Below are 26239 nucleotides of genomic sequence, written 5' to 3'. Positions count from 1 at the left end.
GCCTGTCGAGCAATGGTGGCGCGGTTCGACGCTACCGAGACGGCGTCGACGCAACCCGCTAGCATCGGCCGATGGACTCATTGACCCAGATCGTTCTCGGCGGCGCCGTCGCTGCCGCCATCGCCCCGCCCGGACACCGCCGTGCCGCCCTGCTGGCCGGTGCTGCGCTCGGTACCCTGCCGGACCTGGATGCCCTGTGGCTGGGCTTTGCCGCCGCCGACCCGGTGGCGAACATGACCGACCATCGCAGCTTCAGTCATTCGCTGCTGGTGCTGCCGTGGGTGGCCGCGCTGATCTGGTGGCTGTTCAAGCGCTTCGGCAACGGCCGGGTGGCGCAATCACCGCTGCGCTGGTTCTGGGCGATCCAGCTGGCGCTGGTCACCCATCCGGTGCTGGATGCGTTCACCGTCTACGGCACGCAGCTGTGGTGGCCGTTGCAGCCACATCCCGCGATGGGCTCGAGTGTCTTCATCATCGATCCCGGCTACACGGTGTGGCTGCTGCTGGGCTGCGTGCTGGCCTGGTTCGGTCGCGCGCGACCGTGGGCGGGCAAGGTGCTCGGCGTTGCGCTGCTGCTCAGCAGTGCGTACCTGGGCTGGGGGGTGATCGCCAAGGCACAGGTCGACCGTGCCGCCCAGCAGAGCCTGGCCGCGATGGGCCTGGGCGACGCTCCGCGGTTCTCGGTGCCGATGCCGTTCAATACCCTGCTGTGGCGGGTCGTGGCGATGACCCCCAATGGCTACGTGGTGGGTGACCGCTCGCTGGTAGCCGACGAGGCGCCGATGCGTTTCGAAGGGCATCCGTCCAACGTGCAGGCATTGCGCGAAGCCGCGGAAATTCCGGCAGTACAGCGTCTGCAGTGGTTCAACCGTGGCTTCATGCGCGCGCAGGTGGTGCAGGGCAAGCTGGTGCTGAGCGACCTGCGCATGGGCCTGGAGCCGGACTACACCTTCAACTTCGCGGTGGCCGAGCAGGTTGACGGCCAGTGGCGCGCGATCGTGCCCGAGCAGCTGCGGGTGGACTACAGCAGCCCGGCCGCGCGTGCCGATGCCGGCCGCCGGTTGTCGGCGATGTGGCAGCGCATCTGGCACGAACCCGAGCAGTAGATCCACGCCATGCGTGGATGGGGTGTGCATCGGCGGCGGCAGCCACGCATGGCGTGGCTCTACTGCATCCGTGCACGCCGATCACATGGATGGCGTATACCGCAGGCCGCTCAATACACCGTTGCGCGGCCCTGCACGAACGAATAGAAGAACACCGCGTTCGGATCGTTCTGTACCAGCCGGAACTCGCGGCGCATGCCCTCCACGGTCTCTTCGTCCACCGTGCCTGCCTGCAGCAGCTGGTCGGCCGCCGACAGCAGCAGCTGTTCCCAGAACGCGATCATCGTCTTGCGGCGTGCCGGTTCGCGATTGTCCAGGTGGATGGTCTTGATCTCGGTGTGCACGTCGCGGAAGCCACCGGCCAGCAGCAGGTTGCCCAGCTTGGCGCCGACGAACGGATCACCGCCATGGTCATACTGGAAATCGTTGAAGGCCATCCAGTAGCGCCAGATGTGCGGCGAATACGGATCAAGCAGGAACGAGGCATTCATCACTTCGGTGATGTACACCGGCGAACCCGGGGCCAACACGCGACGTACTTCACTCAGCACGCGCGCCGGCGACGGCACGTGTTCCAGCACCCAGCACAGGAAGGCCGCATCGAAGGTGCGCGCATCGAAGGGCAGTTCGCCGGCATCGGCCTGCTGCAGGGTGTAACGGTCGCTGCACCACGGGGTGCGCGCCAGGTTCTCGCGTGCGGCTTCCAGCTGGGTCTCGCTCAGGTCCACGCCGGTCACGTGCAGCTCGGGGAAGCGACGCAGCAGGATCTCGGTCTGTGCACCCACGCCGCTGCCGACTTCCAGCAGGCGCTTTGCGCCGCTGTAATCGATCTGGCCGAAGATGCTCGATTCCAGCAGGCGCGCCTGGGTCATCAGGCGCTGCTGCTCGGTGCCGGAGAACCCGTGCAGGTAGGTCGGGGAAGAAATCGGCGGGGTCATGGGGGCGGGCTCAGGCAGCGGAAGACATCGCCGGTTCCCCGGCGATCAGGCGGTCGAAATAGTCGGTGGTCAGCGCGATCTGGCTGGCCGGATCTTCGGCGCGGTTGACCACCGCGCGGAACGCGGCATTCTCCGGCCGGTCCTTGGCGTACCAGCCAAGGTGCTTGCGCGCGATGCGCACGCCCTGCGGTTCGCCATAGAAATCGTGCAGCGCGTGCAGATGGCCGAGCAGGATGTCGCGGACTTCGGCCAGTGACGGCGGCGGCAGTTCTTCGCCGGTGGCCAGGTAATGCGCCACCTCGCGGAAGATCCACGGCCGGCCCTGTGCGGAGCGGCCGATCATCACCGCATCCACGCCGGTCTGCTGCAGTACGAAGGCGGCCTTCTGCGGCGAATCGATGTCGCCGTTGGCGATCACCGGGATGCGCAACGCAGCCTTGATCTCGCCGATCGTGGCGTACTCGGCCTGGCCGGTGTAGTGCTGGTCGCGGGTACGGCCGTGCACGGCCAGTGCGGCGATGCCACTATCTTCGGCAACGCGGGCGATGACTGGGCCATTGCGATGATCGCAGTCCCAGCCGGTGCGGATCTTCAGCGTCACCGGCACGTCCACCGCGTTCACCACTGCTTCCAGGATGCGCGCGACCAGCAGCTCGTCGCGCATCAGCGCCGAGCCCGCCCAGGCGTTGCACACCTTCTTGGCGGGGCAGCCCATGTTGATGTCGATGATCTGCGCGCCATGGTCGACGTTGTAGCGGGCGGCGTCGGCCAGCTGCTGCGGCTCTGTGCCGGCGATCTGCACGCTGATCGGCGCCGGCTCACCGGCATGGTCCATGCGGTGAATCGACTTGCGCGTATTCCAGAAACGCGGGTCGCTGATGGTCATTTCCGAGGCAGCCAGACCTGCGCCCAGCCGTTTGCACAGCAGGCGGAAGGGCTTGTCGGTGACGCCGGCCATGGGCGCGAGCACGACGTTGGGGGCAATGGAGTACGGGCCGATCTGCATGCGCCCATTGTAGGGCGCGGTTGGTGCCCCGGCTGGCTTGCCGGCCTGCCGTTTCAGACCCATCCGGACCGACCTCATGCCGGACGGGCATCAGCAGATGCTTGACGGTTGCTTCCGGCGCCCCCAAGGGCCGGTCATGGTGGGCGGCTCGGCGGGCCGGCAAGGCGCATCCACGCCACGCGTGGATGGGGCCATCGCACCCAGTACCCGGTAGATCCACGCCATGCGTGGATGGGGCCTTGCCCATGAACGTGAAAAGGCCCGGGCATCTGCATGCCCGGGCCCGATCATCATCCCCACGGGGATGTCGCGTTACTTCACTTCGGCATCGGCCGGGGTGAAGCGCGGCATTGCCGCGGCCGCGCCTTCCTTCTCGGTCGAGCGACCGGCGAACTGGTTGGCGAAGCGCACGTGGCGGGCGAACGGAGCGTCCGGCACCTGCGCCATCGAGGCCACCAGCGCACCGTTGAAGGCATCGCCGGCACCGGTAGTGTCGATTGCCTGCACCTGTTCGGCACCCACGCGGTAGTACGGCTGGGCGTCGCCACGCAGGTGCTCGTCGGCATGCGACACGAACACGCCCACCGAACCCAGGGTCACCACCACCGTGCCGTTGCCGACCAGCTTGCGGCACAGCGCGTGCAGGCTGGCGCCGTCCAGCGCGGCGACGTCGTTGGCATCCACGCGCTCGCCGACATGACGGCCGAGCAGGGCGGCGAACTCGGTTTCGTTCGGGGTGATCACATCGGCCAGCTTCAGCAGGCCGATGCTCGACGGGGCATCAGCCGGGGCGGCGTTGAGAACGGTGGTGACACCGGCCTCACGGGCCACGGCCAGGGCCGCTTCGATGGTCTGCACCGGCGATTCCAGCTGCACCAGCACCACTTTGGCGCCGGTCAGCAGGGCCTGCTGTTGCTGTACGAAGTCGGTGCTCAACGCCGCGTTGGCGCCCGGGCCGATGACGATGGTGTTGCGGCCACGGGCATCAACATAGATGCCCGCGGTGCCGGTCGGCTCGCTGCTGGCTTCGGCGATCAGCGCGAAACCATCCTGCGCGGCCAGGTCACGGGCGGTGGCACCACCCGCATCGTCGCCCAGTGCACACAGGAAGCTGGTGTCAGCGCCGGCACGGCAGGCGGCAACGGCCTGGTTGAAGCCCTTGCCACCGGGACCGGTGCTGTAGCGGCCGGCAATGGTCGCACCCGGTGCCGGCAGCGACTCGCACCGCCACACGTGATCGACATTGAAGGAACCGACGACAACGACACTGCTGCTCATAGGGAATCTTTTCTCGAACTAGGGTTCAGCTGAAATGCGTCAGCACGCCGGCGATGGTAGCCGTCATGAAGGTGGCGATGGTACCGCCCAGCACCGCGCGCAGGCCGAACTTGGCCAGATCGTGGCGTCGTTCCGGTGCCAACCCGCCGATACCGCCGATCTGGATCGCGATCGAACTGAAATTGGCGAAGCCGCACAGGGCGTAGGTGGCGATCAGGCGACCTTCTTCCGATAGGCTCATGCCCGGCACCTGGCCGTTCACGATCTTCGACAGTTCGGTGTAGGCGACGAACTCGTTGATCACGACCTTCTGGCCGATCAGCGAACCGACAGTGGTGGCGTCGGCCCACGGGGTGCCGATCACCCAGGCGATCGGCGCCAGCACGTAGCCGAAGATGGTCGACAGGTCGGTCGGCTTGCCGATCGCAGCAGCCAGGCCGGTCACTTCACCGATCCAGGTCAGCGGCGCATTGAGCAGGGCGATCAGGGCGATGAAGGCCAGCAGCATCGCACCGATGTTCAGTGCCAGCTTCAGGCCGTCACCGGCGCCGGCAGCGGCCGCGTCGATGATGTTGCTGGAGGTCTTCTCCACTTCCATCTTGACCGTGCCGCGGGTCAGCGGGGTGCCGGTTTCCGGAATCAGCAGCTTGGCCACGACCAGGGTGGCCGGGGCCGCCATGATGCTGGCCGCCAGCAGGTGCTTGGCGTAGAACGCCTGCTGCACCGGATCGCCACCGCCCAGCATGCCCACGTACGCGGCCAGCACGCCGCCGGCGATATGGGCCATGCCGCCGATCATCATCGTCAGCAGTTCGGACTGGGTCATCTTGGCGATGTACGGACGCACCGTCAGCGGCGCCTCGGTCTGGCCGATGAACACGCTGGCGCAGACGCTGGTGGTTTCCGCACCGGACACGCGCATCACCTTGGTGATCGACCAGGCCATCACCCGCACGATCGCCTGCATGACGTTGAGGTGGTACATGACCCCCATCAGCGCCGAGAAGAAGATGATCGTCGGCAGCACCTGGAAGGCGAAGATGAAACCGTAGTTCTTGACGTCCATCAACGAGCCGAAGATGAACTTCGAACCTTCGTTGACGAAGCTCAGCACCTTCACGAAGCCCTGGCCCAGCGCATCGAACACGTCGCGCCCGCCCGGTACCAGGATCACCAGGGCTGCAAAGGCGATCTGCAGGGTGATGCCGGTGGCGACCAGCTTCCAGTCCACCGCGCGCTTGTTGTTGGAAAACAGCCAGGTGATGCCGATCAGCACCGCCAAACCGAACAGGCCGAAGCCGATCCTGCCCAAACCTTCGACCATCTGAGTGACTCCCCTGGGGCGTCGCGAAAAACGGGAAGCCTAGTGCAGGGCAGGGGCCGGAGCAAGGAAAAGCCGTCTGCGCGCGGCCATCGGCTCCGATCAGGCCAGCAACAGCAAGGGGTTGCGCCTGCCGGGACAGGTAGAATGGTGGCTTGATCCCGGCCCGTATGCGGGCCCGCAGCAGGAGAATCGCATGCTCTACCGTCGCCTTGGCTCCACCGGCCTGCCGATTTCCGCCCTGTCCTTCGGCGCCTGGGTGACCTTCGGCGACCAGGTGCCACGCGATGAGGCGCGCAACCTGGTGGCGGCGGCCTGGGACCATGGCATCAACTTCTTCGACAACGCCGAGGGCTATGCCAACGGCCGCGCAGAGCAGGTGATGGGCGATGTGCTTGTCGACCTGCGCCTGCCGCGCGATGGTTTCTGCGTGTCCAGCAAGGTGTTCTTCGGCAGTGCCAAGGACCCCCGGCCCACCCAGCGCGGCCTGTCGCGCAAGCATGTGACCGACGCCTGCCACGCTGCGCTCAAGCGCCTGCGGGTGGACTACCTGGACCTTTATTACTGTCATCGTCCGGATCCGGACGCGCCGATCGCTGAGACGGTGCATGCCATGGACACCCTGGTCCGGCAGGGCAAGGTGCTGTACTGGGGTACGTCGGAATGGTCGGCCAACCAGATCCAGGAGGCGGTGGACATCGCCGCGCGCCACAACCTGCAGGCGCCGTCGATGGAGCAGCCGCAGTACAACCTGCTGCACCGTCAGCGCGTGGAAGTGGAGTACGCGCCGCTGTATGCCACTGCCGGACTGGGCACCACGATCTTCTCGCCGCTGGCCTCGGGCCTGCTGAGCGGCAAGTACGACGACGGCGTCCCGGCCGATGCGCGCCTGGGCCGCGAAGGCATGGGCTGGCTGCAGGACCTGGTGCTGGGCGACAACGCCGATGAGCGTTTGGCCCGGGTGCGCCGCTTCAGTGCGGTGGCCCGCGAGCTGGGTCACGCCCCGGCCAGCCTGGCCATCGCCTGGTGCCTGCGCAATCCCAACGTCTCCAGCGTGATCCTCGGCGCCAGCCGGGTCAGCCAGCTGTTGCAGAACCTGCAGGCGCTGGACGTGCTGGCGCAGGTGGACGACGCCGGCTGGGCGCAGGTGGAAGCCGTATTCGCCTGAGGAACGGGGACAGGGGGTAGGGCCGAACCCACGCTCGGTCGGCCCTCCCGCGCCCAGTTGCGCCGGTTTCAATAGATGGTGGCTATCGAATATTAGATTTCGATCATTAATTCCATCAATGAAGTTGAGAATGGTTGTTGATTGTCAACTGAGAATCATTATCATTTAACTCGTCCCTCGCACGAGTCCAGATGCTCATGAATGCTCAACCTGTACTGCTGCGCCCCGAAACGCTGACCCTCCGCGACCGCCCCGTTCGTGTCGTGCCGCCGGAAGAGGTCATCGACAGCGAAGCCCTGCTCAAGGGCCGTCGTGAAATCCTGATCCAGCACGGTGACCGCTTCTACCGTCTGCGTCATACCAGCAACGACAAGCTGATCCTGACCAAGTAACGCGGTCTGGTCGCCCGCCTCCCTCCCTCCTGTCGGCAGCGCCGGCAGGGTGGGCGACCCGTCCGCCCCTGCTCTCTCCCCCTCGGTCTACCTTTCATGCCTGTTTGGCGTGGCGGTGGCCGGGGGTTCCCCTGCCTGACCGAACGATGCCGATGACCCGCCCGACTGCCCTTTCCATTGCCCTGTGGATGGCCCTGCCGCTGTCCGCCCACGCTGCTGCCGATGCCGCGCCCGACGCGCGCGAGTTCGATCGCGTGCAGGTCACCGCCACCCGTACCGAACGTGCGGTCAGCGATGTCGCCGCCACCGTCGATGTGATCGACCGCGAGCAGATGGACCGGCAGCTGGTGCAGGACATCAAGGATCTTGTCCGCTACGAGCCGGGCCTGTCGGTCAGCCGCAGTGCCACCCGTTTCGGCCTCGGCAGCATCCGTATCCGTGGCCTGGACGGCAACCGCGTGCGCATCCAGACCGATGGCATCGCCATGCCGACCAGCTTCAACATCGGCTCGTTCTCCAACGCCAACCGCAACTTCACCGACCTGGACACGCTCAAGCGCGTGGAGATCGTGCGCGGGCCGGCCAGTTCGCTGTACGGCTCGGACGCACTTGGCGGCGTGGTTGCCTTCGTCACCAAGGATCCGGCTGATTACCTCAAGGATGGCAAGGACAGCTACGTCGGCCTGAAATTCGGCTACGACGGCGAGTGGAAAGGCCTGCTCGGTGGCGTCACCAGCGCCTTCGGTGGCGAACACTGGAGTGGCATGGTCAACATCAACCACCGCCAGGGCCAGGAAACCGACAACAAGGGCGATGTGCGCAGCAATGACAACACGCGCACCGCGGCCAACCCGCAGGACCGCGATGGTCGCAGCGGCCTGGCCAAGCTGGTCTATGCGCCCAACGAAGACCAGCGTTTCCGCCTGACCGTGGAAGGCAACGAAGACAACACCGATACCGACGTGCTGTCCTCGATCGACCGCACCACCACCACCGGCATGAAGGCGCGCGACAAGCAGAGCCGCACCCGCGTGTCCTTCGCCCACGAGATGGATGCGCTGGACAAGGGCTTTGCCGACAGCCTGCACTGGCAGGTCTACACGCAGGACAGCGAAACCACGCAGCGCACCGATGAGGCGCGCGCCAATGGCAGTCGCCGCCATCGCGAGTTCAGTTTCGATCAGCGCGTGTATGGCCTGCAGGCGGTGTTCAACAAGGCCTTCAGCACCGGCAGCGTCGAACACGCGCTGACCTATGGCTTCGATGGCGCCCGCACCGAGATCCGCCAGAAGCGCGATGGCTACCAGGTCAGCAACCGTGGCGTGGTCAGCACGACGATCCTGCCCGACGCGTTCCCCGTGCGCGATTTCCCCATCAGCAAGGCCACCGAGCTGGGCCTGTACGCGCAGGATGAAATGCGCCTGGCCGACGGCAAGCTGTCGCTGGTGCCGGGCGTGCGCGTGGACCGCTACGAACTGAAGCCGGACGTGGACAGCATCTTCGCCGAGGACAACCCCGGCGTGGCCGTGTCGGAACTGAAGAAGACCAGCGTGTCGCCGAAGTTCGGCCTGGTCTATCGCTTCACCGATGAGTGGTCGCTGTTTGCCGGTTACTCGCGTGGTTTCCGCTCGCCGCCGTACAACGACGTCAACCTCGGCTTCACCAATTTCGCTTTCGGCTACACCGCCATTCCCAATCCGGACCTGAAGCCGGAAACCAGCGACGGCGTCGAACTGGGCCTGCGCTTCCTGTCGCCGGCGGCGTACGTGAGCCTGAGCGGCTATTACAACGACTACAAGGACTTCATCGAGTCGCAGACGCTGGTGGGTACCAATCCGCAGGGCTTGATGGTGTTCCAGTCGCGCAACATCGCCGACGCACGCATCTACGGCGCCGAACTGAAGGCCGGCGTCGACTTCGGCCAGATCAGTCCCGCACTGCAGGGCTGGGCGCTGCGCAGTGCGGTGGCGTGGTCGCGCGGCGACAACAAGACCGAAGACACGCCGCTGGATTCGGTCGATCCGCTGCGCGGCACCGTCGGCCTGATGTACGACACCGATACCTGGGGTGTTGAACTGGCAGGCACCTTCGTCAAGCGCAAGGACCGGCTGGCCAGCACCACCGCCTATCGCCCGGCCGGTTATGGCGTGGCCGACCTGATGGCGCATTGGAACTTCGCCCCGGGCGCCACTTTCAACGTCGGTGTGTTCAACCTGGGTGACAAGCGTTACATCGACTGGTCCAACGTCGGCTCGACCCTGTCGGCCACCAGTACCGTTCTGGACCGCTATACCAGCCCCGGCCGCACTCTGTCGGCCAGCCTTGCCGTGTCCTGGTGATCCCATGAGCCGAGCCCTGTCCGCGCGTCGCCTGCCGTCCTCCCTGTCGCGTTCGTCGCTGCGGGCCTGGCCTGCGCCGGCACAGCTGGCAGCGCTCGGCACCGTGTTGTGCCTGTATCACGCCGATGGCAGCGAGCTGGGCGGTTGGCGCCAGGCGGTATCGGTGCATGCCTGCCAGGGCGTGGACAGCGAGGGCCTGCGCGAAAGCCTGTGCTTCCTCGATGCACGTGGCCGTTGCGTGTGGCGCCTGTACCTGTTGCCGGACAGCGATTTCCTGGCCTGGGACCGGCTGGTGGCGACGCTGCCGCCGGGCCCTTCGCACGATAGCGATGGCAGCGTCGGTGAACGCCTGTGGCGGCGCCTGGCCGGGCACCTGGGCGGACAACGCTGGCGTCTGTGCACGCTGCGCCTGCACGCCGCCGACGAGGGCCGGACCCTGGCCGCCAGCCTGTCCACGCTGTCTTCGCTCGGTGCCGCCACCGCGCGCCGCATCGCACGCATGGAAGGCGCCGAAGGCGAACTGGCGATCGACGACTGCTGCTGCGCCGACGCCGCACGCCGCCCTGCCGCGCGCGCTCCCGGCGACCTGCCGCTGGTCCGCCTGTGACCTGATTGCGATGGATTGCTTGTCGGCCAGGATGGCCTTTCCACGAAACCTGCAACCCCGAAGGAAGACCCGATGAAGTTCCAGACAGCCAGCGTGATGGTGCTGCTCGCCGCCAGTGGCGCCGCCAGCGCGCAGCCCTCCGACATCGCCCGCGACCATGACAGCATCCTTGCCATGCAGGGGGAGTACACGGTGGATTTCGCCTTCGATGAGACCGTGCTGCTGAAGCCGGGCTACGAGCGCGCGCCGGCCATGCGCAGCGGTGGCAACGAAGTGGTGATCGTGGTCGAGGACACGCCGAAGCGCATCGTGCTGCAGCACCTGCTGCTGGACGAGAAGAGCGGCCACGTGACCAAGCACTGGCGGCAGGACTGGGTGTATGAAGCGCCGAACCGCTTCGAGTTCAGCGCCGACCAGACCTGGCAGGTGCGCACGATCGCGGCCGCAACCAACCAGGGCGCCTGGACCCAGTGCGTGTACGAAGTCAGCGATGCACCGCGCTACTGCGGCACTGGCACGTGGACCTACCTCAACAACGTACCGACCTGGACCAGCGACATCAGCTGGCGGCCGCTGCCACGCCGCGAGTACACCAAGCGCAGCGATTACAACGCGCTGGCCGTGGTCAACCGCCACACCCTGACCCCGAACGGCTGGACCCACGAGCAGTTCAACACCAAGGTGCAGCGCAACGCGGATGGCAGCCAGGTGGAAATCGCCCGCGAATTCGGCTTCAACGACTACATCAGGACCACCGAGGTCGACTTCACCCCGGCGCGCGATTACTGGAAGGCCACCGCCGGTTACTGGAGCAAGGTGCGCCAGCGCTGGGACGGTTTCCTGACCCAGGCCCCGGGCGTGCACCTGAAGACCAAGCTCGACGGCATGGCGATGATCATCCCGTTGTTCACCCAGGCCGAGGACGTGCAGGCCGGCAAGAAGGTGAAGGACAAGCAGATCGACGAAGTCTTCGCCAAGTACGTAAAAAAGGCGCCGAAGGAAGGTTGATCGGCGCGCTGCGGTGCCGGCCTTGCCCGGCACCGTATCCACGCATGGCGTGGATCTACCGGGATCATCGGCACTGCATCCACGCATGACGTGGATCTACTGGGACCATCGGCGCTGCATCCACGCATGGCGTGGATCTACTGGGATCATCGGCGCTGCATCCACGCATGGCGTGGATCTACTGGGGCTCGTTAGTAGATCCACGCCATGCGTGGATGCCTTTGCTTTCACAACGGCGTCAGGCCTCGCGCAATGCCAATGCCGGTGGCGTGTGCAGGATCCGACGGGTGCCCAGCCAACCAGCCAGCAGGCTCAGGCCGATGCCGAGCAGGCCACCCAGCAGCAAGCCCGGCCACGGCGGCAGCAGCGGCAGTTCGAACACCTTCTGCGACACCGCCACGCCGATCACCGCTGCCGCGCCCACCGCCAGCAGCGCAGCCAGCGCGCCCAGCGCACCGAACTCGACCAGTACCGCGCCACGCAGCTGGCGCCGCGTCGCACCCAGCGTGCGCAGCACCGCGCTGTCATAGCGGCGCTCGCCAGCCGTCGCCTGCAGTGCCGCCAGCAGCACCAGCACGCCGGCCAGCAGGCTGAACACCATCACCAGCTGCACCGCCTGCGCTACCCGTTCCATCACATCGCGCACCTGCGAGATCACCGCATCCACGTCCAGCAGCGACAGGTTCGGTTGCGCGCGCACAAGGGCCCCGAGACCCGCAGCCTGTCCCGCCGGCAGGTGGAACGCCGACAGCAGATTGTGCGGCGTATCGCCCACCGCGTTCGGATTCAACAACACGAAGAAGTTCGGCCGGAAGGTATTCCAGTCGGCCTTGCGCACGCTGGTAACGCTGAACTCGCGCTGCTGCTCGCCCACCGCAATGGTGATGCGGTCACCCGGGTACACGCCGTAGCGCTTGGCCCAGCCGATCTCCACCGAGGCCTCGGCGGCGGTGCTGTCCGGCTTCCAGAAGGTGCCGTTGACCAGCGTATTGGCCGGCGGGAACGTGCTGCGCCAACTGAAGTTCAGCGGCCGGTTCTCGTCATCGTCGTCGCGCTGGCCTTCGCCCTGCGGTTGAGTGTCCTCGGCCGGCGTGCGGTCGACCCGCAGCGGCGGCTTGCCGTTGATCGCGATCAGGCGGCCGGTGGCCATCGGTTCGATGCTGGCATCGTGCGCACCCAGGCCCTGCAGTGCAGCCAGCACGCTGTCGCGCTGCTCGGGCTGGATGTTGATCAGGAAATAATTGGGCGTGTCCGCAGGCAGGCGCTCGCGCCACTGCTGCAGCAGGCCGGGGCCGATCACCGCCAGCAACAGCAGGGCGCACAGCGACAGTGACAGCCCCACCAGCTGCATCACCGCCAGCATCCGCCGCCGCGTCAGCGCCGCCAGGCCCAACCGCCAGTTGCCGTGCAGGCGGTGCTGCAGGCCGCGCAGCAGCTGCAGCAGCAGGAACCCGACCACGCCGGCGGCCACCGCCAGCCCGGCCAGGCCACCGAGCACCCACAGTGCCAGTTTCAGATCGCCGGTGACCTGCACCGCCAGTACCAGGCTGGCCGCCAGCGCAGCCACATAGGCCAGCAGCGAGGCCGGCGGCAAGGCAGCGAACGAGCGGTTGAGCACGCGCATCGGCGGCACGCCACGCAGGCGCAGCAGCGGCGGCAGTCCGAAGCCGAACAGCAGCAACAGGCCGATCCCCGCGCCGGTCAGCGCGGGCATGGCTTCGGGCAGCGGCAGGCGTTGCGGCACCAGGCTGCCCAGTACCTGCACCAGTCCTTCCTGTGCCGCCATGCCCAGGCCGATGCCGATCGCACACGCCGGCACCGCCAGCATCAGCAACTGCAGCGCCAGACCGGCCAGGATGTCGCGCTGGCGTGCGCCCAGGCAGCGCAGGATCGCCACCTGGTCGATGCGACGCAGCGCGAACCGGTTGGCCGCCAGTGCGGTCGCAACACCGGCCAACAGCACCGCCAGCAGCGCGCTCAGGCCGAGGAAACGACCGGCCAGGTCGAAGGCCTGGCGCACCCCGCGCTGGGTATCGTTCACGCTGAGCAGGCGCATGCCTTTTACCTGCGGCAGCAGCCATTGCCGGAATGATGCGATGTCGGCGGCAGGGCCGGCGAACATCACCCGGTAATTGATGCGGCTGCCGGGGCCGAGCAGGCCGGTGCCTTCCACGTCGGCGCGGTTGACCAGCAGGGTCGGCGACAGCGTCAGGAGGTCGCCACCGGCATCCGGTTCCGATTCGATGATGCCGGCGATGCGCAGCGTGCCCGCACCGAATTCCAGATCGTCGCCGGCCTTCAGGCCCAGTGCCTGCAGCAGGCGTGGGTCGGCATAGGCCTGGCCCTTGGCCGGCATTCCGGCATCGGCGATCAGCGCGCCGCCGGGCGTGGCACGCACGCGCAGCGCGCCGCGCAGGGGGTAGCCCGCTTCCACGGCCTTGATGCTGGCCATCTGGCTGGCATCGCCCTGGAACAGCACGCTGCCGAAGCTGGCCAGCCGCGTATGCGCCAGGCCGCGTCGCTGCGCCTCCTCAACGAACGCGGCGGGCGGGTCATCGCGGCCGGCAACACCGAGGTCGCCGCCGAGCATTTCCGCCGCGCTGCCGGTCAATGCCAGGTTGACCCGGTTCACCAGCGTGCCCACCGCCGTCATCACCGCCACGCCCAGTACCAGGGCGGCGAAGACGGTCAGCAGGTCACCGGCCAGGGCTTCGCGGCGCAGCGCGCGCCACGCATGCCGCAGCAGGTTCATGCGTCCACTCCATGTTCCACCGGCTGCAGGCGGCCGTTGTCGATGCGATGGATGTACTGGCAGCGCTGCGCCAGGCGCAGGTCGTGGGTGACCAGCACCAGGGTGGTACCGCTGCCGGCATTGAGTTCGAACAGCAGATCGCTGATGTGCTGGCCGGTGGCTTGGTCCAGCGAGCCGGTGGGCTCGTCAGCGAACAGGATGCGCGGGCGGCTGACGAAGGCGCGGGCGAGGGCGACCCGCTGCTGCTCGCCGCCGGACAACTGCCGCGGATAGTGGCGCGCGCGGTGCGAAAGCCCGACCGCAGCCAGAACCTCATCCACCCGCGTGCGGTCCTCGCGCCCGGCCAGTTCCAGCGGCAGCGCGATGTTCTCGGCCGCCGTCAGCGCCGGCAGCAGATGGAAGCTCTGGAAGACGAAGCCGACGTCGCGCGCGCGCAGCTGTGCACGCGCTTCTTCGTCCAGTGCCGTCAGATCCTGGCCCGCCAGCGCGATGCGGCCACGGCTGGGCAGGTCCAGCCCGGCCAGCAGGCCGAGCAGGGTGGTCTTGCCGGAACCGGAGGCGCCGACGATGGCCACGCTGGTGCCTTCATGGACGGTCAGGGTGATGTTGTCCAGTATGTGGACTTCACCCTCCGGACCATGCACGGATTTGCCGACCTGGTCGACGGCGATGGCGACGGGCGCGCTGCGGGGGGACAGGCTGTCGATGAGGAGACTCCAATGCACAAGACGGAATGGAGCCGGCAAGCCGGCGCAATGATGATGCTGTTGCTAGGGTTGCTGCTGTTGCCGGCACTGGCGTGTGCCAAAGGTCCGGGCGGCGGTACCGTGCTGGTGCTCGGTGACAGCCTCAGTGCCGCCCACAATATCCCGGCCGATGCCGGCTGGGTCAGCCTGCTCCAGCAGCGGGTCAGGCAGCAGTCGAAAACCCCGCCCCGCATCGTCAATGCCAGCATGAGCGGGGAAACCACCGCTGGCGCGCTGACCCGCCTGCCGGGCCTGCTTGGCCGCGAGAAGCCCACGGTGGTGGTGATCGCCCTCGGTGGCAACGATGCGCTGCGCGGGCTGACCCCGGCACAGGTGCAGGGCAACCTGGAAAAGATGGTGCAGGCCAGCCAGAAGGCCGGTGCCAAGGTGCTGCTGCTGGGCATAGACGTGCCGCCCAACTATGGACCGGGCTACCGCCAGCGCCTGGCTGCGGCGTACCGGGCACTGGCCACGCAGTACAAGGTGCCGTTGCTGCCGTTCCTGCTGGAAGGCGTGGCCCTGCAGCCCGGTTTGATGCAGGCCGACGGCCTGCATCCCACCGCCCAGGCGCAGCCGAAGGTGCTGGACAACGTCTGGCCGCTGCTGAAACCGCTGCTGTGAGCACGCCATCTTCTTTTCATTGACGCAACTTCACATCGCGTGCACCGTCGATCGGGCATGTTTCACAAAGCTGAAGAAAGAGGGATTCTCATGCGTCAGACGAAGGAGACTTCCGGCTTGGTGCTGGTGGTCGAAGACAACCGCAATATCTCCGAGATGATCGGTGAATACCTGGAAGGCCGTGGCTTCGAGGTCGACTATGCGCAGGATGGCCTGGACGGCTACCGTCTGGCTGCCGAGAACAGCTACGACGTCGTCGTGCTGGACCTCATGCTGCCGCGGCTGGATGGCATCGAAGTGTGCCGCCGGCTGCGCAACGATGCGCGCAAGTCGACCCCGGTGCTGATGCTGACCGCGCGCGACACGCTGGATGACAAGCTCACCGGTCTTGGCTTTGGTGCCGACGATTACCTGACCAAGCCGTTCGCGATCCAGGAACTGGAAGCCCGCCTGCGCGCGCTGATCCGCCGCGAACGTCGCCAAGTGGGTTCGGAAGTGCTCAAGGTCGCCGACCTGGTGCTCGATCCGGTCAGCATGCGTGCCACCCGTGCCGGCACCGAGCTGCAGCTGTCGCCGATCGGCCTGCGCCTGCTGACCATCCTGATGCGTGAATCGCCGCGTGTGGTCACCCGCCAGGAAATCGAGCGCGAGATCTGGGGCAACGGCCTGCCTGATTCGGACACGTTGCGCAGCCATCTGTACAACCTGCGCAAGATCATCGACAAGCCGTTTGATCGGCCGCTGCTGCACACCGTGCAGAGCGCGGGCTATCGCATCGCCGATATCGCCCAGCCGATGGCCTGATCGACGTCGTGCCGGTGTTGCAGCAGAACCGGCACGGCCGTGGTCGGCAGGGAAGGGGTGAACGTTCCGGATACCGGGTCGTCATCGTCCATGCACGATCACGGCACAGCGCGCTGCCTATAATCGCAGCGCTCTGACCGGGACACCGCAATGCCGCACGGCCTGCCGCGCAAGATCCGTATCGCTTTCATCCTGCAAGCCGTGCTGGCCAGCCTGGGTATCCTGCTGGGTGCTTGGCTGGTTTCGCTGGTGATCAAGCACAGCCTGGTGGGCGCTGCCCTGCGCGAAGAAGCGGCGTACTACTGGACACTGCACGAGGCCTCGCCCGTGCAGCCGCCGCCCAATACCCAGAACATCCGTGGCTACCTGCTGGAACGTGGGCAGTCCAGCCTGTCACTACCCGCCAACCTGCGCACGTTGGAACCGGGTTTCCACGAACTGCCCGACGACGATCAGCTGGTGCTGGTCGACGCCCGCGAAGAGGGGCGCCTGTACCTGGTGTTCCTGCGCTCGCGCGCGGAGATGCTGGCGTTCTGGTTCGGCATCGTGCCGGTGCTGCTGACCCTGCTGGCGGTATATGGCGCCTCCTGGATCACCTACCGCGCCTCCAAACGCCTGGTATCGCCGGTGAACTGGCTGGCGCGCCGTGTCTCGCGCTGGGATCCAGGCCATCCGGAAGCGGCCGATCTGGAGCCGAACAAGCTGCCGGCGGACATGCAGGGCGAGACCCGGCAACTGGCGGCGGCGCTGCATTCGCTGGCCAACCGGGTCACCGCGCACGTGGCGCGCGAGCGCAACTTCACCCGTGATGCCAGCCATGAACTGCGCACGCCGCTGACGGTGATCCGCGTGGCCAGCGACATGGCGCTGGGCGATGAAAGCCTGGAGCCACGCCTGCGCCGCAGCCTGCAGCGGATCCAGCGTGCCGGGCGGGACATGGAAGCGGTGATCGATGCCTTCCTGATCCTGGCCCGTGAGGCCGACGTCGAGCCGCAGGTGGAACTGTTCGACGTCAACGACATCGTCCGTTACGAAGTGGACAACGCCAACGAGCTGCTGGTGGGACGGCCGCTGGCGGTGCACCTGCACAGCGACGCGGCCGTGCAGCTGCACGCACCGCCGCGGGTGCTGCAGGTGGTGGTCAGCAACCTGGTGCGCAACGCCTGCAGCTATACCGATGAAGGCCGCATCGACGTGCACGTGCACAACGACCGGGTGGTGGTGAGCGATACCGGCATCGGCATGTCCGCCGATGCGCTGTCGCGTGCGTTCGAGCCGTTCTATCGTGCCGATCCCAGCCGACCGCAGGGTACCGGCCTGGGGCTGTCGATCGTGCGTCGCCTGTGTGACCGCTTCGGCTGGAAGGTCAGCCTGGCCAGCGAGCTGGGCAAGGGCACCGAGGCGACGGTGATTTTCCGCTGAGGGCCGGGCGGCGCCCGGCACCCGCGGTAGTGCCGGCCGCTGGCCGGCAACCTCAACAGCAACAGCAACAGCAACAGCGGACATTCCGTGGGATGGCGGGGCGCTGTGGGTGTGCGGGGACGCCCACAGCGCCCCGCCTTCGACAGGTTACCGGCTGCTGATTTCGCCACTCAGTAGATCCACGCCATGCGTGGATGGGCATTTCCGGTAGTGCCGGCCGCTGGCCGGCAACCTCGGGATCAATCAGTTGCAGTTGACCTTCGGCGCCAGCGCCTTGGTCCAGATCGCATAGCCGGCCGGGGTCATGTGCAGCATGTCCTCGCGGAACAACGACGCATCGGGCTGGCCGTCGGCCCCGAGCATCGGGGTGTAGATGTCGGTGTAGCCGGTGTTGGGCAGCTTCGCCAACGCGGCCTTGATCTTCGCGTTGGCGTCGTTGATCGCCGGCAGCAGGTGCGCCCGCGATGGGCTGGGCTTGATCGAGACGTATTCCACCTTCGTCTTCGGCAGGTCGCGATGCACGCGCTGCACGAAGGCCACCACGTCATCGCGTACCTGGGTCGCGCTGCGGCCGCTGTTGAGGTCGTTGTCGCCGGCGTAGAAGAACACCTTGCACGGCGCGTACGGCACGATGGCCTGGCCGGCGTACCAGGTGCTGTCGCGTACTTCCGAACCCCCGAAGCCACGGTTGAACACCGGTTGCCCCGGGAAATCCCGGGCCAGGCTGTCCCACATGCGGAAGGACGAGCTGCCGATGAACTCGATGCCGCCGCGCGGCGGCGGAGTGGTCCGGTCGGCGCTGACGAAGGCAGCGATGTCGGCCTCCCAGGCCACGTTGGAGACCTGCGCAGGGATCTGCGGCGGCGCCGGCGGGCTCAGGGCCTGGGCCAGCGGCGCGGCCAGCAGGCCGAGCAGGATCAGGTAGGTGCGGGGACGGGTCATCAGGCACTCCGGCAGGGCAGGGGGTATCCATCATAGAAGCTGGGCTGGCCCCGCGCTTGGCCGTGCTGGGCCGTTTGCGGGGTCGTTCGCAGGGCCTCGCGGCGGGGCGTGCGGGGTGCCGCTGCCGCCCTTGTGGCAAAATGGGGGCTGTCTGCCTATCCCTGTGCACCCATGATTTCCTGCCGTGCGTCTGAGCGGTCGCTGCGCCGCGCCCCTGTTGCTGGATCCATCACCCGTGGCTGATCAGTTTGGCCACATGCCCCGCGGCCCGCGCCGCATCTTCCAGGCCGCCCGCTGGTCCTGGCAGGGCCTGCGTGCTGCCTGGCTGCACGAGTCCTCGTTCCGGCTGGAGGTCTACCTGCTGGTGCTGCTGACCCCGCTGGCGATCTGGCTGGGCCAGACCCCGGTGGAGCGCGCGCTGATGATCGGCTCGATGCTGCTGGTGCTGGCGATGGAGCTGGCCAACTCGGCCATCGAGGCGGTGATCGAACGCTATGGCGCGGAAATCCATGAACTGGCCGGCCGCGCCAAGGACATGGGCTCGGCGGCGGTGTTCGTGCTGATGATGAACGTGCTGCTGTGCTGGGCCCTGGTGCTGGTGCCGCGGTTGTTCCCGGCCAGCGTCGGCTGATCCTTCTTCCTCCCCCTTGTTGAAGACTTCCCATGTCCCTTGAGCTTCTCGCCGATCCGAACGTCTGGTTGACCCTGTTCACCTTGAGCGCGCTGGAAATCGTGCTCGGCATCGACAATCTGGTGTTCATCTCCATCGCCGTCAGCAAGCTGCCCGAAGAGCGCCGCCCGTTCGCGCGCCGCCTCGGCATCGCGGTGGCCTGCATTACCCGTATCGGCCTGCTGGTCTCGCTGGCGTACCTGGCGCACATGCAGGCAAACCTGTTCACCGTGGCCGGCATGGGCATCTCCATCCGCGACCTGGTGCTGATCGTCGGTGGCCTGTTCCTGATCATCAAGGGCTGGATGGAGATCAAGGAGATGATCACCGGTGGCGAGGACGAGGACCCGACCACCACCAAGACCTCGGCCGTGTTCGGCTACGTGATCGCGCAGATCGCGATCATCGACATCGTGTTCTCGCTGGACTCGGTGATCACCGCTGTCGGCATCGCCGACCACGTGCCGGTGATGGTGGCTGCGATCCTGTTGTCGGTGGCGGTGATGCTGCTGGCGGCCAACCCGCTGGGCCGCTTCATCGATGCCAACCCGACCGTGAAGATGCTGGCCCTGGCCTTCATCCTGCTGATCGGCGCGGTGTTGATCCTGGACGGCCTGGACGTGCACGTTCCCAAGCCCTACATCTACGCCGCGATGGGCTTCTCGGTGCTGGTGGAGTGGCTGAACCTGCTGATGCGCCGCCGCGCACGCGAACACCACGTGCCGGGCGCCGGCGACTGGTAAGCAATTCCCGAACCCCCGGCCAGCGCCGGGGGTTCTGCGTTCCAGGCGCCGCCGCGCTCGCCGGGCATGGCCCGGCGCCACCGAAGCGTGGGCCATGCCTGGCGGGGCTTCTTCCCGCAATGCCGGCTTGCACCTTCCACTTGTGAATCGGGATCAACAGTGTTTTCCCGTGCCGAGGCTTACTCCCGGCCGGCAAAGCGCGCAGGCTACGCGCTCATTTTCCACAGGGCCTGCCCCACGCAGGCAATCCCCATGAATTCCAGAGCCGCATTGCTGGCACTCGCCGTCGGCGCCTTCGCCATTGGCACCACCGAGTTCACCCCGATGGGCCTGCTGCCGGTCATCGCCAGCGGAGTGGGCGTCAGCATCCCCACCGCCGGCATGCTGATCACCGCCTATGCGGTGGGCGTGATGCTGGGCGCACCGGTGATGACCCTGCTGATGGGACGCTTCGGCAAGCGCACCGCGCTGATGCTGCTGATGTCGATCTTCGTGGTCGGCAACCTGCTGTCGGCGCTGGCCCCGAACTACGGCCTGCTGCTGCTGTCACGGTTGGTGACCAGCCTCAATCACGGTGCGTTCTTCGGCATCGGCGCGGTGGTCGCCGCCAGCCTGGTGCCGAAGGAGAAGCAGGCCGCGGCGGTGGCGACGATGTTCATGGGCCTGACCATCGCCAACATCGGCGGCGTGCCGCTGGCGACCTGGGTCGGCCAGCAGCTGGGCTGGCGCCTGGCCTTTGCCGGCACCGCCGTACTCGGTGTGGTTGCGATCACCGCGTTGGCCATGGCACTGCCGCCGTCGGCCGCGGGCGCGCGCCCGGATGTCCGGCGTGAACTGAAATCGATCATGCAGCCGCAGGTGCTGCTGGCGATGGCCACTACGGTGCTGGGTGCAGGTGCGATGTTCACCCTCTACACCTACGTGGCGCCGGTGCTGACTGAACTGACCGGTGCGTCGAATGCCTTCATCGCGTTGTCGCTGGCATTGATCGGCATCGGCTTTACCTTCGGTAACGGTATTGGCGGGCGCCTGGCCGACTGGTCGCTGGACGGCGCCACCCGGATCCTGCTGGCAGTACTTGCGGTGCTGATGTTCGTGCTGCCGCTGGCTTTCATGAGCCACGCGACTGCGGCGCTGGGTGTACTGCTGTTCGGTGCGGCGACCTTCGCCATCGTGCCGCCGTTGCAGATCCGGGTGATGCAGGCGGCCAGCGAGGCGCCGGGTCTGGCGTCGTCGATCAACGTCGGTGCATTCAACCTCGGCAATGCACTGGGCGCGGCGCTGGGTGGTGCGGTGATCAGCCTGGGGCTGGGGTACGCGGCGATTCCGGTGGCCGGTGGGCTGCTGGCAGCGTCGGCGCTGCTGCTGGCGTGGCTGGGGCGGGCACGCGTGCCGGTTGCTGAGGCTTGCTGAGAGGTGTGTTCCGGCAGGGCTGCGCCCTGCACCCGCAGAGGCGGTAGTGCCGGCCGCTGGCCGGCAACCTCAACAGCAACGGCGGGCATTCCGTGGGATGGCGGGGTGAGTCCGGTGGCAGGGGACGGCGCAAGTACGTCCCTGTAGCCTCGGTCGCGCCTTGCTCGTCTGCGCTGTCCTGCGCACACGGCAAGACCCGGGTTGGGCGTCCTGCCCAACCCGCCCGAGGCATGCCTCGGGCCCATCGCGCTCACGCCCCCGCAAACTGACCCACCCCGCCTTCGACAGTCTCCCGCGATCTGTCGGAACCTGCTGCTGATGGTGGGTGCCGACCGTTGGTCGGCACGAATGCCTGGAGCATGGGCTTTCGCTTTTGCTCTTTTTGATCTTTCCCGCGGTGCGCAGGAAACCGTCCGTGGCCGGGAGGGTGGGTTGGCTGGGGGCGTGAGCCGCATGGATGCGGCGACCGAGCTTACATGGACGTACTTGCAGCGTCCCCCAGCCAACCCACCCTCCCGGCCCACCCGAGCTGGCTGGACCACACCGCGGAGGGGGCGGCGCCCGATGGCCGACACTCTCCACACGTCCGTTAACACCGACCATGGCATGCTCGGCGCTCAGTCCACCCGGAGCCTTGGCCATGCGCCTGCTGACCCGCCTCATTCCCCTGTTGCTGCTGGCCTCCCTGCTGTCCGGCTGCGGCTACAACGCCATCCAGCAGAAGGACGAAGCGGTCAAGGCCAGCTGGTCCGAAGTGCTCAACCAGTACAAGCGTCGCGCCGACCTGGTGCCCAACCTGGTGCAGACCGTGAAAGGTTTCGCCAGCCAGGAAGAACGCGTGCTGACCGAAGTCACCAACGCCCGTTCGCGCGTTGGCCAGATCAACGTCAACGCCGACGATGAAGCCTCGCTCAAGCAGTTCCAGCAGGCCCAGGGCGAACTGGGCAGTGCGCTGTCGCGCCTGCTGGTGGTTACCGAGAACTACCCGGTGCTGAAGTCCGACCAGAACTTCCGCGATCTGCAGGCGCAGCTGGAAGGTACCGAGAACCGCATCACCGTCGCCCGGGGCCGCTACATCCAGCAGGTGCAGGACTACAACACCTACATCCGCTCGTTCCCGCAGCTGATCACCGCGAAGATCTTCGGCTACCAGCCCAAACCGAACTTCACCGTGGAAAACGAGGCGCAGATCTCCAACGCGCCGGCGGTTGATTTCGGCAACGCGCCGCAGCAGCCCGCCCCGGCGCCGGGCCACTGACCGATGCGCTTGGCTGCCACACTGCTGGCCCTGCTGTTGTGGCTGCCGCTGGGCGTGCAGGCGCAGACGCTGGCGCCGATCCCGGCGCTGGATTCGCCGGTGGTCGATGCCACCGGCACCCTGGATGCCGCGCAGAAGCAGGCGCTGGTGCAGCAGGCGTTGGACCTGCAGCAACGCAAGGGCAGCCAGATGCAGGTGCTGGTGGTGCCGACCACGCAGCCGGAAGACATCGCCCAGTACACCACCCGCGTGTTCGACCAGTGGCAGATCGGCCGCAAGGGCGTGGATGACGGCGTGCTGCTGGTGGTGGCCAAGGACGATCGGCGGGTGCGCATCGAACCGGGCTATGGCCTGGAGGGCGCGATTCCCGATGCGATCGCCAACCGGGTGATCCAGGAGTACCTGGTGCCACGCTTCCGCGCCAATGACTATGCCGGTGGCATCACCGACGCCACGGCGATGCTGGTGAAGATCATCGACGGCGAGCCGCTGCCGGCGCCGGTCAGCAGCCAGCAGGGACGCGCGCCCGAGGGCGGCGGTGATACCTGGTTCCTGGCGTTGTTCATCGGCGTGTTCGCCGGCAGCATCCTGCGTGGCGTGTTCTCACGCGTACCGCGCCCGCTGCGCGGCCTGCTCGGTGGCGCCGGTGCGGCCGTTGCTGCCTTCCTGTTCACCTCCACACTGCTGGCCAGTGGCCTGGCCGGCGTGGTTGGCCTGGTGGTGGCGATGTTGTCCGGCCATCCGGGGCGTTTCGCCGGCGGTGGCGGTTGGGGCGGAGGCAGTTGGGGTGGTGGCGGCTTCGGCGGTGGGGGTGGATTTGGCGGCGGCGGCGGCTGGGGCGGCGGTGGTGGCCGTTCCGGCGGCGGCGGTGCATCGGGGGGCTGGTGATGATTCAACGTCTCTGCAGGCATCTGTTTTCGCCATCGGTACGCCGGGCGTTTCCGCCGGCCACGCTGCAGGCGATCACCGAGGCGATCGCCGCAGGCGAGCAGCGCCATGGCGGCCAGGTGATGTTCGCAGTCGAGGCCGACCTGCCGCTGCACGCGCTGTGGCACAAGGTGACCCCGCGGCAGGCGGCCGAGCATGCCTTCGCCCGCCTGCGCACCTGGGATACCGCCCACAACAACGGCGTGCTGATCTACCTCTTGCTGGCCGACCATGCCATCGAGATCGTGGCCGACCGCGGCCTGCAGGGGCGGGTCGCGCCCGAGCAATGGCAGCGGGTCTGCACCCACCTGCGCGAGGGCCTGCGCGGTTCGCAGCCGGTGGCGGCGCTGCGTGATGCCATCGATGAGGTTTCCACCCTGCTGGAAGGGCACTTTCCGGCCTCGGCGCGGTCCGATCAGGACGGCCTGCCGGACACGCCGCAGATCCTGGGCTGAAGCCCGGCAATCGCGTGACCGGGGCCGCCGCGAGGCCGCTCCCGGGCGGCGCTAGAATATCGGCATCCCTGCAAGGCGCCCTTCATGATCTATTTCCACGACATCGACCCCATCGCCCTCTCGCTGGGACCGATCAAGGTGCACTGGTACGGCATCATGTACCTGCTCGGCTTCACCGCCGCCTGGCTGTTGGGGCGCAAGCGCATCGCCGACGGGCGCCTGCCGGGCGTCGATGCCAACGGCTTCTCCGACCTGCTGTTCTACGCCATGCTCGGCGTGGTGCTGGGCGGCCGCATCGGCTACATGCTGTTCTACGCGCTGGGCGATTTCCTGCACAACCCGCTGCTGCTGTTCAAGGTGTGGGACGGCGGCATGAGCTTCCACGGCGGCCTGCTGGGCGTGATCGCCGCCTGCTGGTGGTGGTCGCGCAAGCACGCGCTGCACTTCTTCGACACCATGGATTTCATGGCGCCGCTGGTGCCGTTGGGCCTGGGTTTTGGCCGCGTCGGCAACTTCATCGGCGCCGAGCTGTGGGGCAAGTACACAGACGGCAGCTGGGGCGTGGTGTTCCCGTCCGGCCTGCCGGCGCCGCTGAACCAGCTCGACCACGCCACCCTGCAGTCGCAGTTCGCCAGCGGCGCGCTGAATCAGTTCGCCCGTCATCCGTCGCAGTTGTATGAAGCGCTGCTGGAAGGCCTGGTGATGTTCGTGGTGTTGTGGACGGTGTCGGCCAAGCCGCGCCATCGCTATCTCATCGGCGGCCTGTTCGCGCTGCTGTACGGCATCTTCCGCTTCGCCGTGGAGTTCGTGCGCATGCCCGACAACGGCGTCTATGTGGCGTTCGGCTGGCTGACCAAGGGCCAGATCCTGTGCGTGCCGCTGATCGCCTTCGGCCTGGTGTTGCTGGTGATGTCGCGCCGCGCGCCGGTGCTGCAGCCGCAGCCGCTGGTGGTCGCCGAGGGCAAGGCATGAAGGCTTACCTGGACCTGCTCTCGCACGTGCTCGAACATGGCGCGGAGAAGAGCGACCGTACCGGCACCGGCACCCGCAGCGTGTTCGGCTGGCAGATGCGCTTCAACCTCAACGACGGTTTTCCGCTGGTCACCACCAAGAAGCTGCACCTGCGCTCGATCATCCACGAGCTGCTGTGGTTCCTGAAGGGCGATACCAACATCGGTTACCTCAAGGACAACCAGGTGCGGATCTGGGACGAGTGGGCCGACGACAACGGCGACCTCGGCCCGGTGTACGGCAAGCAGTGGCGCAGCTGGGCCACGGCCGACGGCGGCAGCATCGACCAGATGCAGTGGCTGGTGGACGAGATCAAGCGCAATCCGGATTCACGGCGGTTGGTGGTCAGTGCCTGGAACGTGGGCGAGCTCTCGCAGATGGCGCTGATGCCGTGCCACAACCTGTTCCAGTTCTACGTGGTCGACGGCAAGCTCAGCTGCCAGCTGTACCAGCGCAGTGGCGACATCTTCCTCGGTGTGCCATTCAACATCGCCAGCTACGCACTGCTGACGCACATGGTGGCGCAGGCCACCGGCCTGGGCGTCGGCGATTTCGTGCACACGCTGGGCGATGCGCACCTGTATTCGAACCACTTCGAGCAGGCCCGCGAGCAGCTGTCGCGTGCGCCGCGCGCGTTGCCGACGCTGTGGTTGAACCCGGAGGTGACCGATCTGTTCGGCTTCCAGTTCGATGACATCCGCATCGACGGCTACGATCCGCATCCGGCGATCAAGGCGCCGGTGGCGGTGTGAGTGCGCGCCCACGCGTTGCGGCGCTGCTGGCATTGGCTGGCCTGGCGCCGCTGAGCCTGGTCCAGGCGGCGCCTGCAGACACCCTCGCATTGGCCCGGCAGGTCAACGAGCAGATCGTGCACAAGCACATGCGCGGGGAATTGCAGTCCTTCGTCCGGACGCTCGATAGCGGCGCCCTGCTGCCCAGCGACATACCGGCCGGCTGCCAGGCGCAGGTGCGCGAGGCGGTGACCGGCATGTACGCGGCGATGGCCGAGCACCTGAAGGCTGGCATCGAAGAGCCCGCCTACCAGCATGAGCTCGAGCAGCGCCTGGCGGTCGTCTATTCCAGCAAGGATCTGCAGGAATTCCTGGCGCGCAGCGGCGGTACGGACGTTGCCACGCTGTCCAGCGACATCCTGTCGGGACCGGGGCTGAAGGAGATCGAGGACGCGCAGATGCAGAGGATCCTCGAAGGCCTGGACGAGAATTCCACGTCGAACCCCGCGCTGGCTGCGGCGCTGCGCGCGGCCAGTACCGCCAACGAGGCCTGTACACGCCTGCAGATCGACGCCGGCTGA

At 67.1% G+C, this 26239-nt stretch carries 25 protein-coding genes; 18 read left to right on the top strand and 7 right to left on the bottom strand.

The genetic code is table 11. The annotated features are described in order from the left end of the window. The first annotated feature begins 71 nt into the window (after positions 1–71). On the top strand, positions 72–1106 hold the full coding sequence (locus AB4Y98_RS15510; protein WP_442244646.1) for a metal-dependent hydrolase: 1035 nt from the start codon (positions 72–74) through the stop codon (positions 1104–1106). A gap of 110 nt (positions 1107–1216) precedes the next feature. On the opposite strand, the gene AB4Y98_RS15505 is transcribed toward AB4Y98_RS15510, so the two are convergent. The 4 genes from AB4Y98_RS15505 to AB4Y98_RS15490 form a co-directional block, all read right to left on the bottom strand. Next, complete coding sequence (locus AB4Y98_RS15505; protein WP_442244645.1) at positions 1217–2044, bottom strand: class I SAM-dependent methyltransferase; 828 nt, start codon at positions 2042–2044, stop codon at positions 1217–1219. 10 nt (positions 2045–2054) lie between these two features. Beyond that, positions 2055–3050: a tRNA dihydrouridine synthase DusB gene (dusB, locus tag AB4Y98_RS15500; RefSeq protein WP_312108319.1), complete on the bottom strand. Its 996-nt coding sequence runs from the start codon at positions 3048–3050 to the stop codon at positions 2055–2057. A 312-nt stretch (positions 3051–3362) separates the two neighbouring features. Further along, entirely contained in the window at positions 3363–4328 is a 966-nt protein-coding gene (locus tag AB4Y98_RS15495; protein WP_312108318.1) for a ribokinase, read from the bottom strand. A gap of 25 nt (positions 4329–4353) precedes the next feature. After that, positions 4354–5652 carry a NupC/NupG family nucleoside CNT transporter gene (locus AB4Y98_RS15490; RefSeq protein WP_205406074.1) on the bottom strand — a complete coding sequence of 433 codons (1299 nt, stop codon included), beginning with the start codon at positions 5650–5652 and terminating at the stop codon, positions 4354–4356. A 193-nt stretch (positions 5653–5845) separates the two neighbouring features. Here AB4Y98_RS15490 and AB4Y98_RS15485 point away from each other — a divergent pair, with 193 nt between their 5' ends. From AB4Y98_RS15485 to AB4Y98_RS15465, 5 genes are all read left to right on the top strand, one after another. Beyond that, positions 5846–6817 carry a potassium channel beta subunit family protein gene (locus AB4Y98_RS15485; protein WP_033830379.1) on the top strand — a complete coding sequence of 324 codons (972 nt, stop codon included), beginning with the start codon at positions 5846–5848 and terminating at the stop codon, positions 6815–6817. A 197-nt stretch (positions 6818–7014) separates the two neighbouring features. Further along, positions 7015–7209 carry a hemin uptake protein HemP gene (hemP, locus tag AB4Y98_RS15480; RefSeq protein ID WP_005412278.1) on the top strand — a complete coding sequence of 65 codons (195 nt, stop codon included), beginning with the start codon at positions 7015–7017 and terminating at the stop codon, positions 7207–7209. A gap of 152 nt (positions 7210–7361) precedes the next feature. Continuing rightward, entirely contained in the window at positions 7362–9548 is a 2187-nt protein-coding gene (locus AB4Y98_RS15475; protein WP_442244644.1) for a TonB-dependent hemoglobin/transferrin/lactoferrin family receptor, read from the top strand. A 4-nt stretch (positions 9549–9552) separates the two neighbouring features. Then, positions 9553–10155: a Hemin transport protein gene (locus AB4Y98_RS15470; RefSeq protein WP_312108311.1), complete on the top strand. Its 603-nt coding sequence runs from the start codon at positions 9553–9555 to the stop codon at positions 10153–10155. Between the two features lie 72 nt (positions 10156–10227). Beyond that, complete coding sequence (locus AB4Y98_RS15465) at positions 10228–11163, top strand: DUF6607 family protein (RefSeq protein WP_442244643.1); 936 nt, start codon at positions 10228–10230, stop codon at positions 11161–11163. 238 nt (positions 11164–11401) lie between these two features. Here AB4Y98_RS15465 and AB4Y98_RS15460 read toward each other — a convergent pair whose 3' ends face one another. Together AB4Y98_RS15460 and AB4Y98_RS15455 are read right to left on the bottom strand one after the other, a co-directional pair. After that, positions 11402–13915 carry an ABC transporter permease gene (locus AB4Y98_RS15460; RefSeq protein ID WP_033830380.1) on the bottom strand — a complete coding sequence of 838 codons (2514 nt, stop codon included), beginning with the start codon at positions 13913–13915 and terminating at the stop codon, positions 11402–11404. Further along, entirely contained in the window at positions 13912–14559 is a 648-nt protein-coding gene (locus tag AB4Y98_RS15455) for an ABC transporter ATP-binding protein (RefSeq protein WP_059066070.1), read from the bottom strand. Before AB4Y98_RS15455 ends, AB4Y98_RS15460 begins: the two co-directional genes overlap by 4 nt. 75 nt (positions 14560–14634) lie before the next feature. Here AB4Y98_RS15455 and AB4Y98_RS15450 point away from each other — a divergent pair, with 75 nt between their 5' ends. The 3 genes from AB4Y98_RS15450 (at position 14635) to AB4Y98_RS15440 (ending at position 17508) form a co-directional block, all read left to right on the top strand. Then, the gene (locus tag AB4Y98_RS15450; protein ID WP_059066041.1) at positions 14635–15282 is read left to right on the top strand and encodes an arylesterase; all 648 of its coding nucleotides are present in this window, start codon (positions 14635–14637) and stop codon (positions 15280–15282) included. Positions 15283–15372: 90 nt separating this feature from the next. Next, positions 15373–16086, top strand: coding sequence for a response regulator transcription factor (locus tag AB4Y98_RS15445; RefSeq protein ID WP_002811889.1), 714 nt, complete (start codon positions 15373–15375; stop codon positions 16084–16086). A gap of 150 nt (positions 16087–16236) precedes the next feature. Beyond that, complete coding sequence (locus AB4Y98_RS15440; protein WP_032974932.1) at positions 16237–17508, top strand: sensor histidine kinase; 1272 nt, start codon at positions 16237–16239, stop codon at positions 17506–17508. A 243-nt stretch (positions 17509–17751) separates the two neighbouring features. On the opposite strand, the gene AB4Y98_RS15435 is transcribed toward AB4Y98_RS15440, so the two are convergent. Further along, complete coding sequence (locus AB4Y98_RS15435; protein WP_442244642.1) at positions 17752–18450, bottom strand: SGNH/GDSL hydrolase family protein; 699 nt, start codon at positions 18448–18450, stop codon at positions 17752–17754. Positions 18451–18685: 235 nt separating this feature from the next. Between AB4Y98_RS15435 and AB4Y98_RS15430 the strand changes: the two genes are divergently transcribed. The 9 genes from AB4Y98_RS15430 (at position 18686) to AB4Y98_RS15390 (ending at position 26239) form a co-directional block, all read left to right on the top strand. Further along, positions 18686–19081: a diacylglycerol kinase gene (locus AB4Y98_RS15430; RefSeq protein WP_025877898.1), complete on the top strand. Its 396-nt coding sequence runs from the start codon at positions 18686–18688 to the stop codon at positions 19079–19081. A 32-nt stretch (positions 19082–19113) separates the two neighbouring features. After that, a complete protein-coding gene (locus tag AB4Y98_RS15425; RefSeq protein ID WP_223494262.1) occupies positions 19114–19863 on the top strand; it encodes a TerC family protein in 750 nt (249 codons plus the stop codon). A 252-nt stretch (positions 19864–20115) separates the two neighbouring features. Continuing rightward, positions 20116–21276: an MFS transporter gene (locus tag AB4Y98_RS15420; protein WP_442244641.1), complete on the top strand. Its 1161-nt coding sequence runs from the start codon at positions 20116–20118 to the stop codon at positions 21274–21276. 640 nt (positions 21277–21916) lie between these two features. Then, positions 21917–22534, top strand: a complete 618-nt coding sequence (locus AB4Y98_RS15415; protein ID WP_100463009.1) for a LemA family protein — start codon at positions 21917–21919, stop codon at positions 22532–22534. A 3-nt stretch (positions 22535–22537) separates the two neighbouring features. Beyond that, positions 22538–23422 carry a TPM domain-containing protein gene (locus AB4Y98_RS15410; protein ID WP_100463013.1) on the top strand — a complete coding sequence of 295 codons (885 nt, stop codon included), beginning with the start codon at positions 22538–22540 and terminating at the stop codon, positions 23420–23422. Continuing rightward, a complete protein-coding gene (locus tag AB4Y98_RS15405; RefSeq protein ID WP_180166788.1) occupies positions 23422–23916 on the top strand; it encodes a TPM domain-containing protein in 495 nt (164 codons plus the stop codon). The genes AB4Y98_RS15410 and AB4Y98_RS15405 overlap by 1 nt, the downstream gene beginning before the upstream one ends. 84 nt (positions 23917–24000) lie before the next feature. Further along, positions 24001–24888: a prolipoprotein diacylglyceryl transferase gene (lgt, locus tag AB4Y98_RS15400; RefSeq protein WP_089238861.1), complete on the top strand. Its 888-nt coding sequence runs from the start codon at positions 24001–24003 to the stop codon at positions 24886–24888. Then, entirely contained in the window at positions 24885–25679 is a 795-nt protein-coding gene (locus AB4Y98_RS15395) for a thymidylate synthase (protein ID WP_230113097.1), read from the top strand. The genes lgt and AB4Y98_RS15395 overlap by 4 nt, the downstream gene beginning before the upstream one ends. Then, complete coding sequence (locus tag AB4Y98_RS15390; protein ID WP_442244640.1) at positions 25676–26239, top strand: hypothetical protein; 564 nt, start codon at positions 25676–25678, stop codon at positions 26237–26239. The genes AB4Y98_RS15395 and AB4Y98_RS15390 overlap by 4 nt, the downstream gene beginning before the upstream one ends.

It is taken from the genome of Stenotrophomonas sp. 2YAF26 (genome assembly GCF_052114625.1).
In the GTDB taxonomy this organism is placed as follows: Bacteria; Pseudomonadota; Gammaproteobacteria; order Xanthomonadales; family Xanthomonadaceae; genus Stenotrophomonas; species Stenotrophomonas indicatrix.
Note: the sequence above shows the minus strand (reverse complement) of the source record. Positions and strands in the feature narration are given on the sequence as shown.

Bases quoted from the DNA above. Each gene is read 5' to 3' on its own strand.
- AB4Y98_RS15510 (WP_442244646.1), top strand. From the start codon at position 72: ATGGACTCATTGACCCAGATCGTTCTCGGCGGCGCCGTCGCTGCCGCC.
- AB4Y98_RS15505 (WP_442244645.1), bottom strand. From the start codon at position 2,044: ATGACCCCGCCGATTTCTTCCCCGACCTACCTGCACGGGTTCTCCGGC.
- dusB (WP_312108319.1), bottom strand. From the start codon at position 3,050: ATGCAGATCGGCCCGTACTCCATTGCCCCCAACGTCGTGCTCGCGCCC.
- AB4Y98_RS15495 (WP_312108318.1), bottom strand. From the start codon at position 4,328: ATGAGCAGCAGTGTCGTTGTCGTCGGTTCCTTCAATGTCGATCACGTG.
- AB4Y98_RS15490 (WP_205406074.1), bottom strand. From the start codon at position 5,652: ATGGTCGAAGGTTTGGGCAGGATCGGCTTCGGCCTGTTCGGTTTGGCG.
- AB4Y98_RS15485 (WP_033830379.1), top strand. From the start codon at position 5,846: ATGCTCTACCGTCGCCTTGGCTCCACCGGCCTGCCGATTTCCGCCCTG.
- hemP (WP_005412278.1), top strand. From the start codon at position 7,015: ATGAATGCTCAACCTGTACTGCTGCGCCCCGAAACGCTGACCCTCCGC.
- AB4Y98_RS15475 (WP_442244644.1), top strand. From the start codon at position 7,362: ATGACCCGCCCGACTGCCCTTTCCATTGCCCTGTGGATGGCCCTGCCG.
- AB4Y98_RS15470 (WP_312108311.1), top strand. From the start codon at position 9,553: ATGAGCCGAGCCCTGTCCGCGCGTCGCCTGCCGTCCTCCCTGTCGCGT.
- AB4Y98_RS15465 (WP_442244643.1), top strand. From the start codon at position 10,228: ATGAAGTTCCAGACAGCCAGCGTGATGGTGCTGCTCGCCGCCAGTGGC.
- AB4Y98_RS15460 (WP_033830380.1), bottom strand. From the start codon at position 13,915: ATGAACCTGCTGCGGCATGCGTGGCGCGCGCTGCGCCGCGAAGCCCTG.
- AB4Y98_RS15450 (WP_059066041.1), top strand. From the start codon at position 14,635: ATGCACAAGACGGAATGGAGCCGGCAAGCCGGCGCAATGATGATGCTG.
- AB4Y98_RS15445 (WP_002811889.1), top strand. From the start codon at position 15,373: ATGCGTCAGACGAAGGAGACTTCCGGCTTGGTGCTGGTGGTCGAAGAC.
- AB4Y98_RS15440 (WP_032974932.1), top strand. From the start codon at position 16,237: ATGCCGCACGGCCTGCCGCGCAAGATCCGTATCGCTTTCATCCTGCAA.
- AB4Y98_RS15435 (WP_442244642.1), bottom strand. From the start codon at position 18,450: ATGACCCGTCCCCGCACCTACCTGATCCTGCTCGGCCTGCTGGCCGCG.
- AB4Y98_RS15425 (WP_223494262.1), top strand. From the start codon at position 19,114: ATGTCCCTTGAGCTTCTCGCCGATCCGAACGTCTGGTTGACCCTGTTC.
- AB4Y98_RS15420 (WP_442244641.1), top strand. From the start codon at position 20,116: ATGAATTCCAGAGCCGCATTGCTGGCACTCGCCGTCGGCGCCTTCGCC.
- AB4Y98_RS15415 (WP_100463009.1), top strand. From the start codon at position 21,917: ATGCGCCTGCTGACCCGCCTCATTCCCCTGTTGCTGCTGGCCTCCCTG.
- AB4Y98_RS15410 (WP_100463013.1), top strand. From the start codon at position 22,538: ATGCGCTTGGCTGCCACACTGCTGGCCCTGCTGTTGTGGCTGCCGCTG.
- AB4Y98_RS15405 (WP_180166788.1), top strand. From the start codon at position 23,422: ATGATTCAACGTCTCTGCAGGCATCTGTTTTCGCCATCGGTACGCCGG.
- lgt (WP_089238861.1), top strand. From the start codon at position 24,001: ATGATCTATTTCCACGACATCGACCCCATCGCCCTCTCGCTGGGACCG.
- AB4Y98_RS15395 (WP_230113097.1), top strand. From the start codon at position 24,885: ATGAAGGCTTACCTGGACCTGCTCTCGCACGTGCTCGAACATGGCGCG.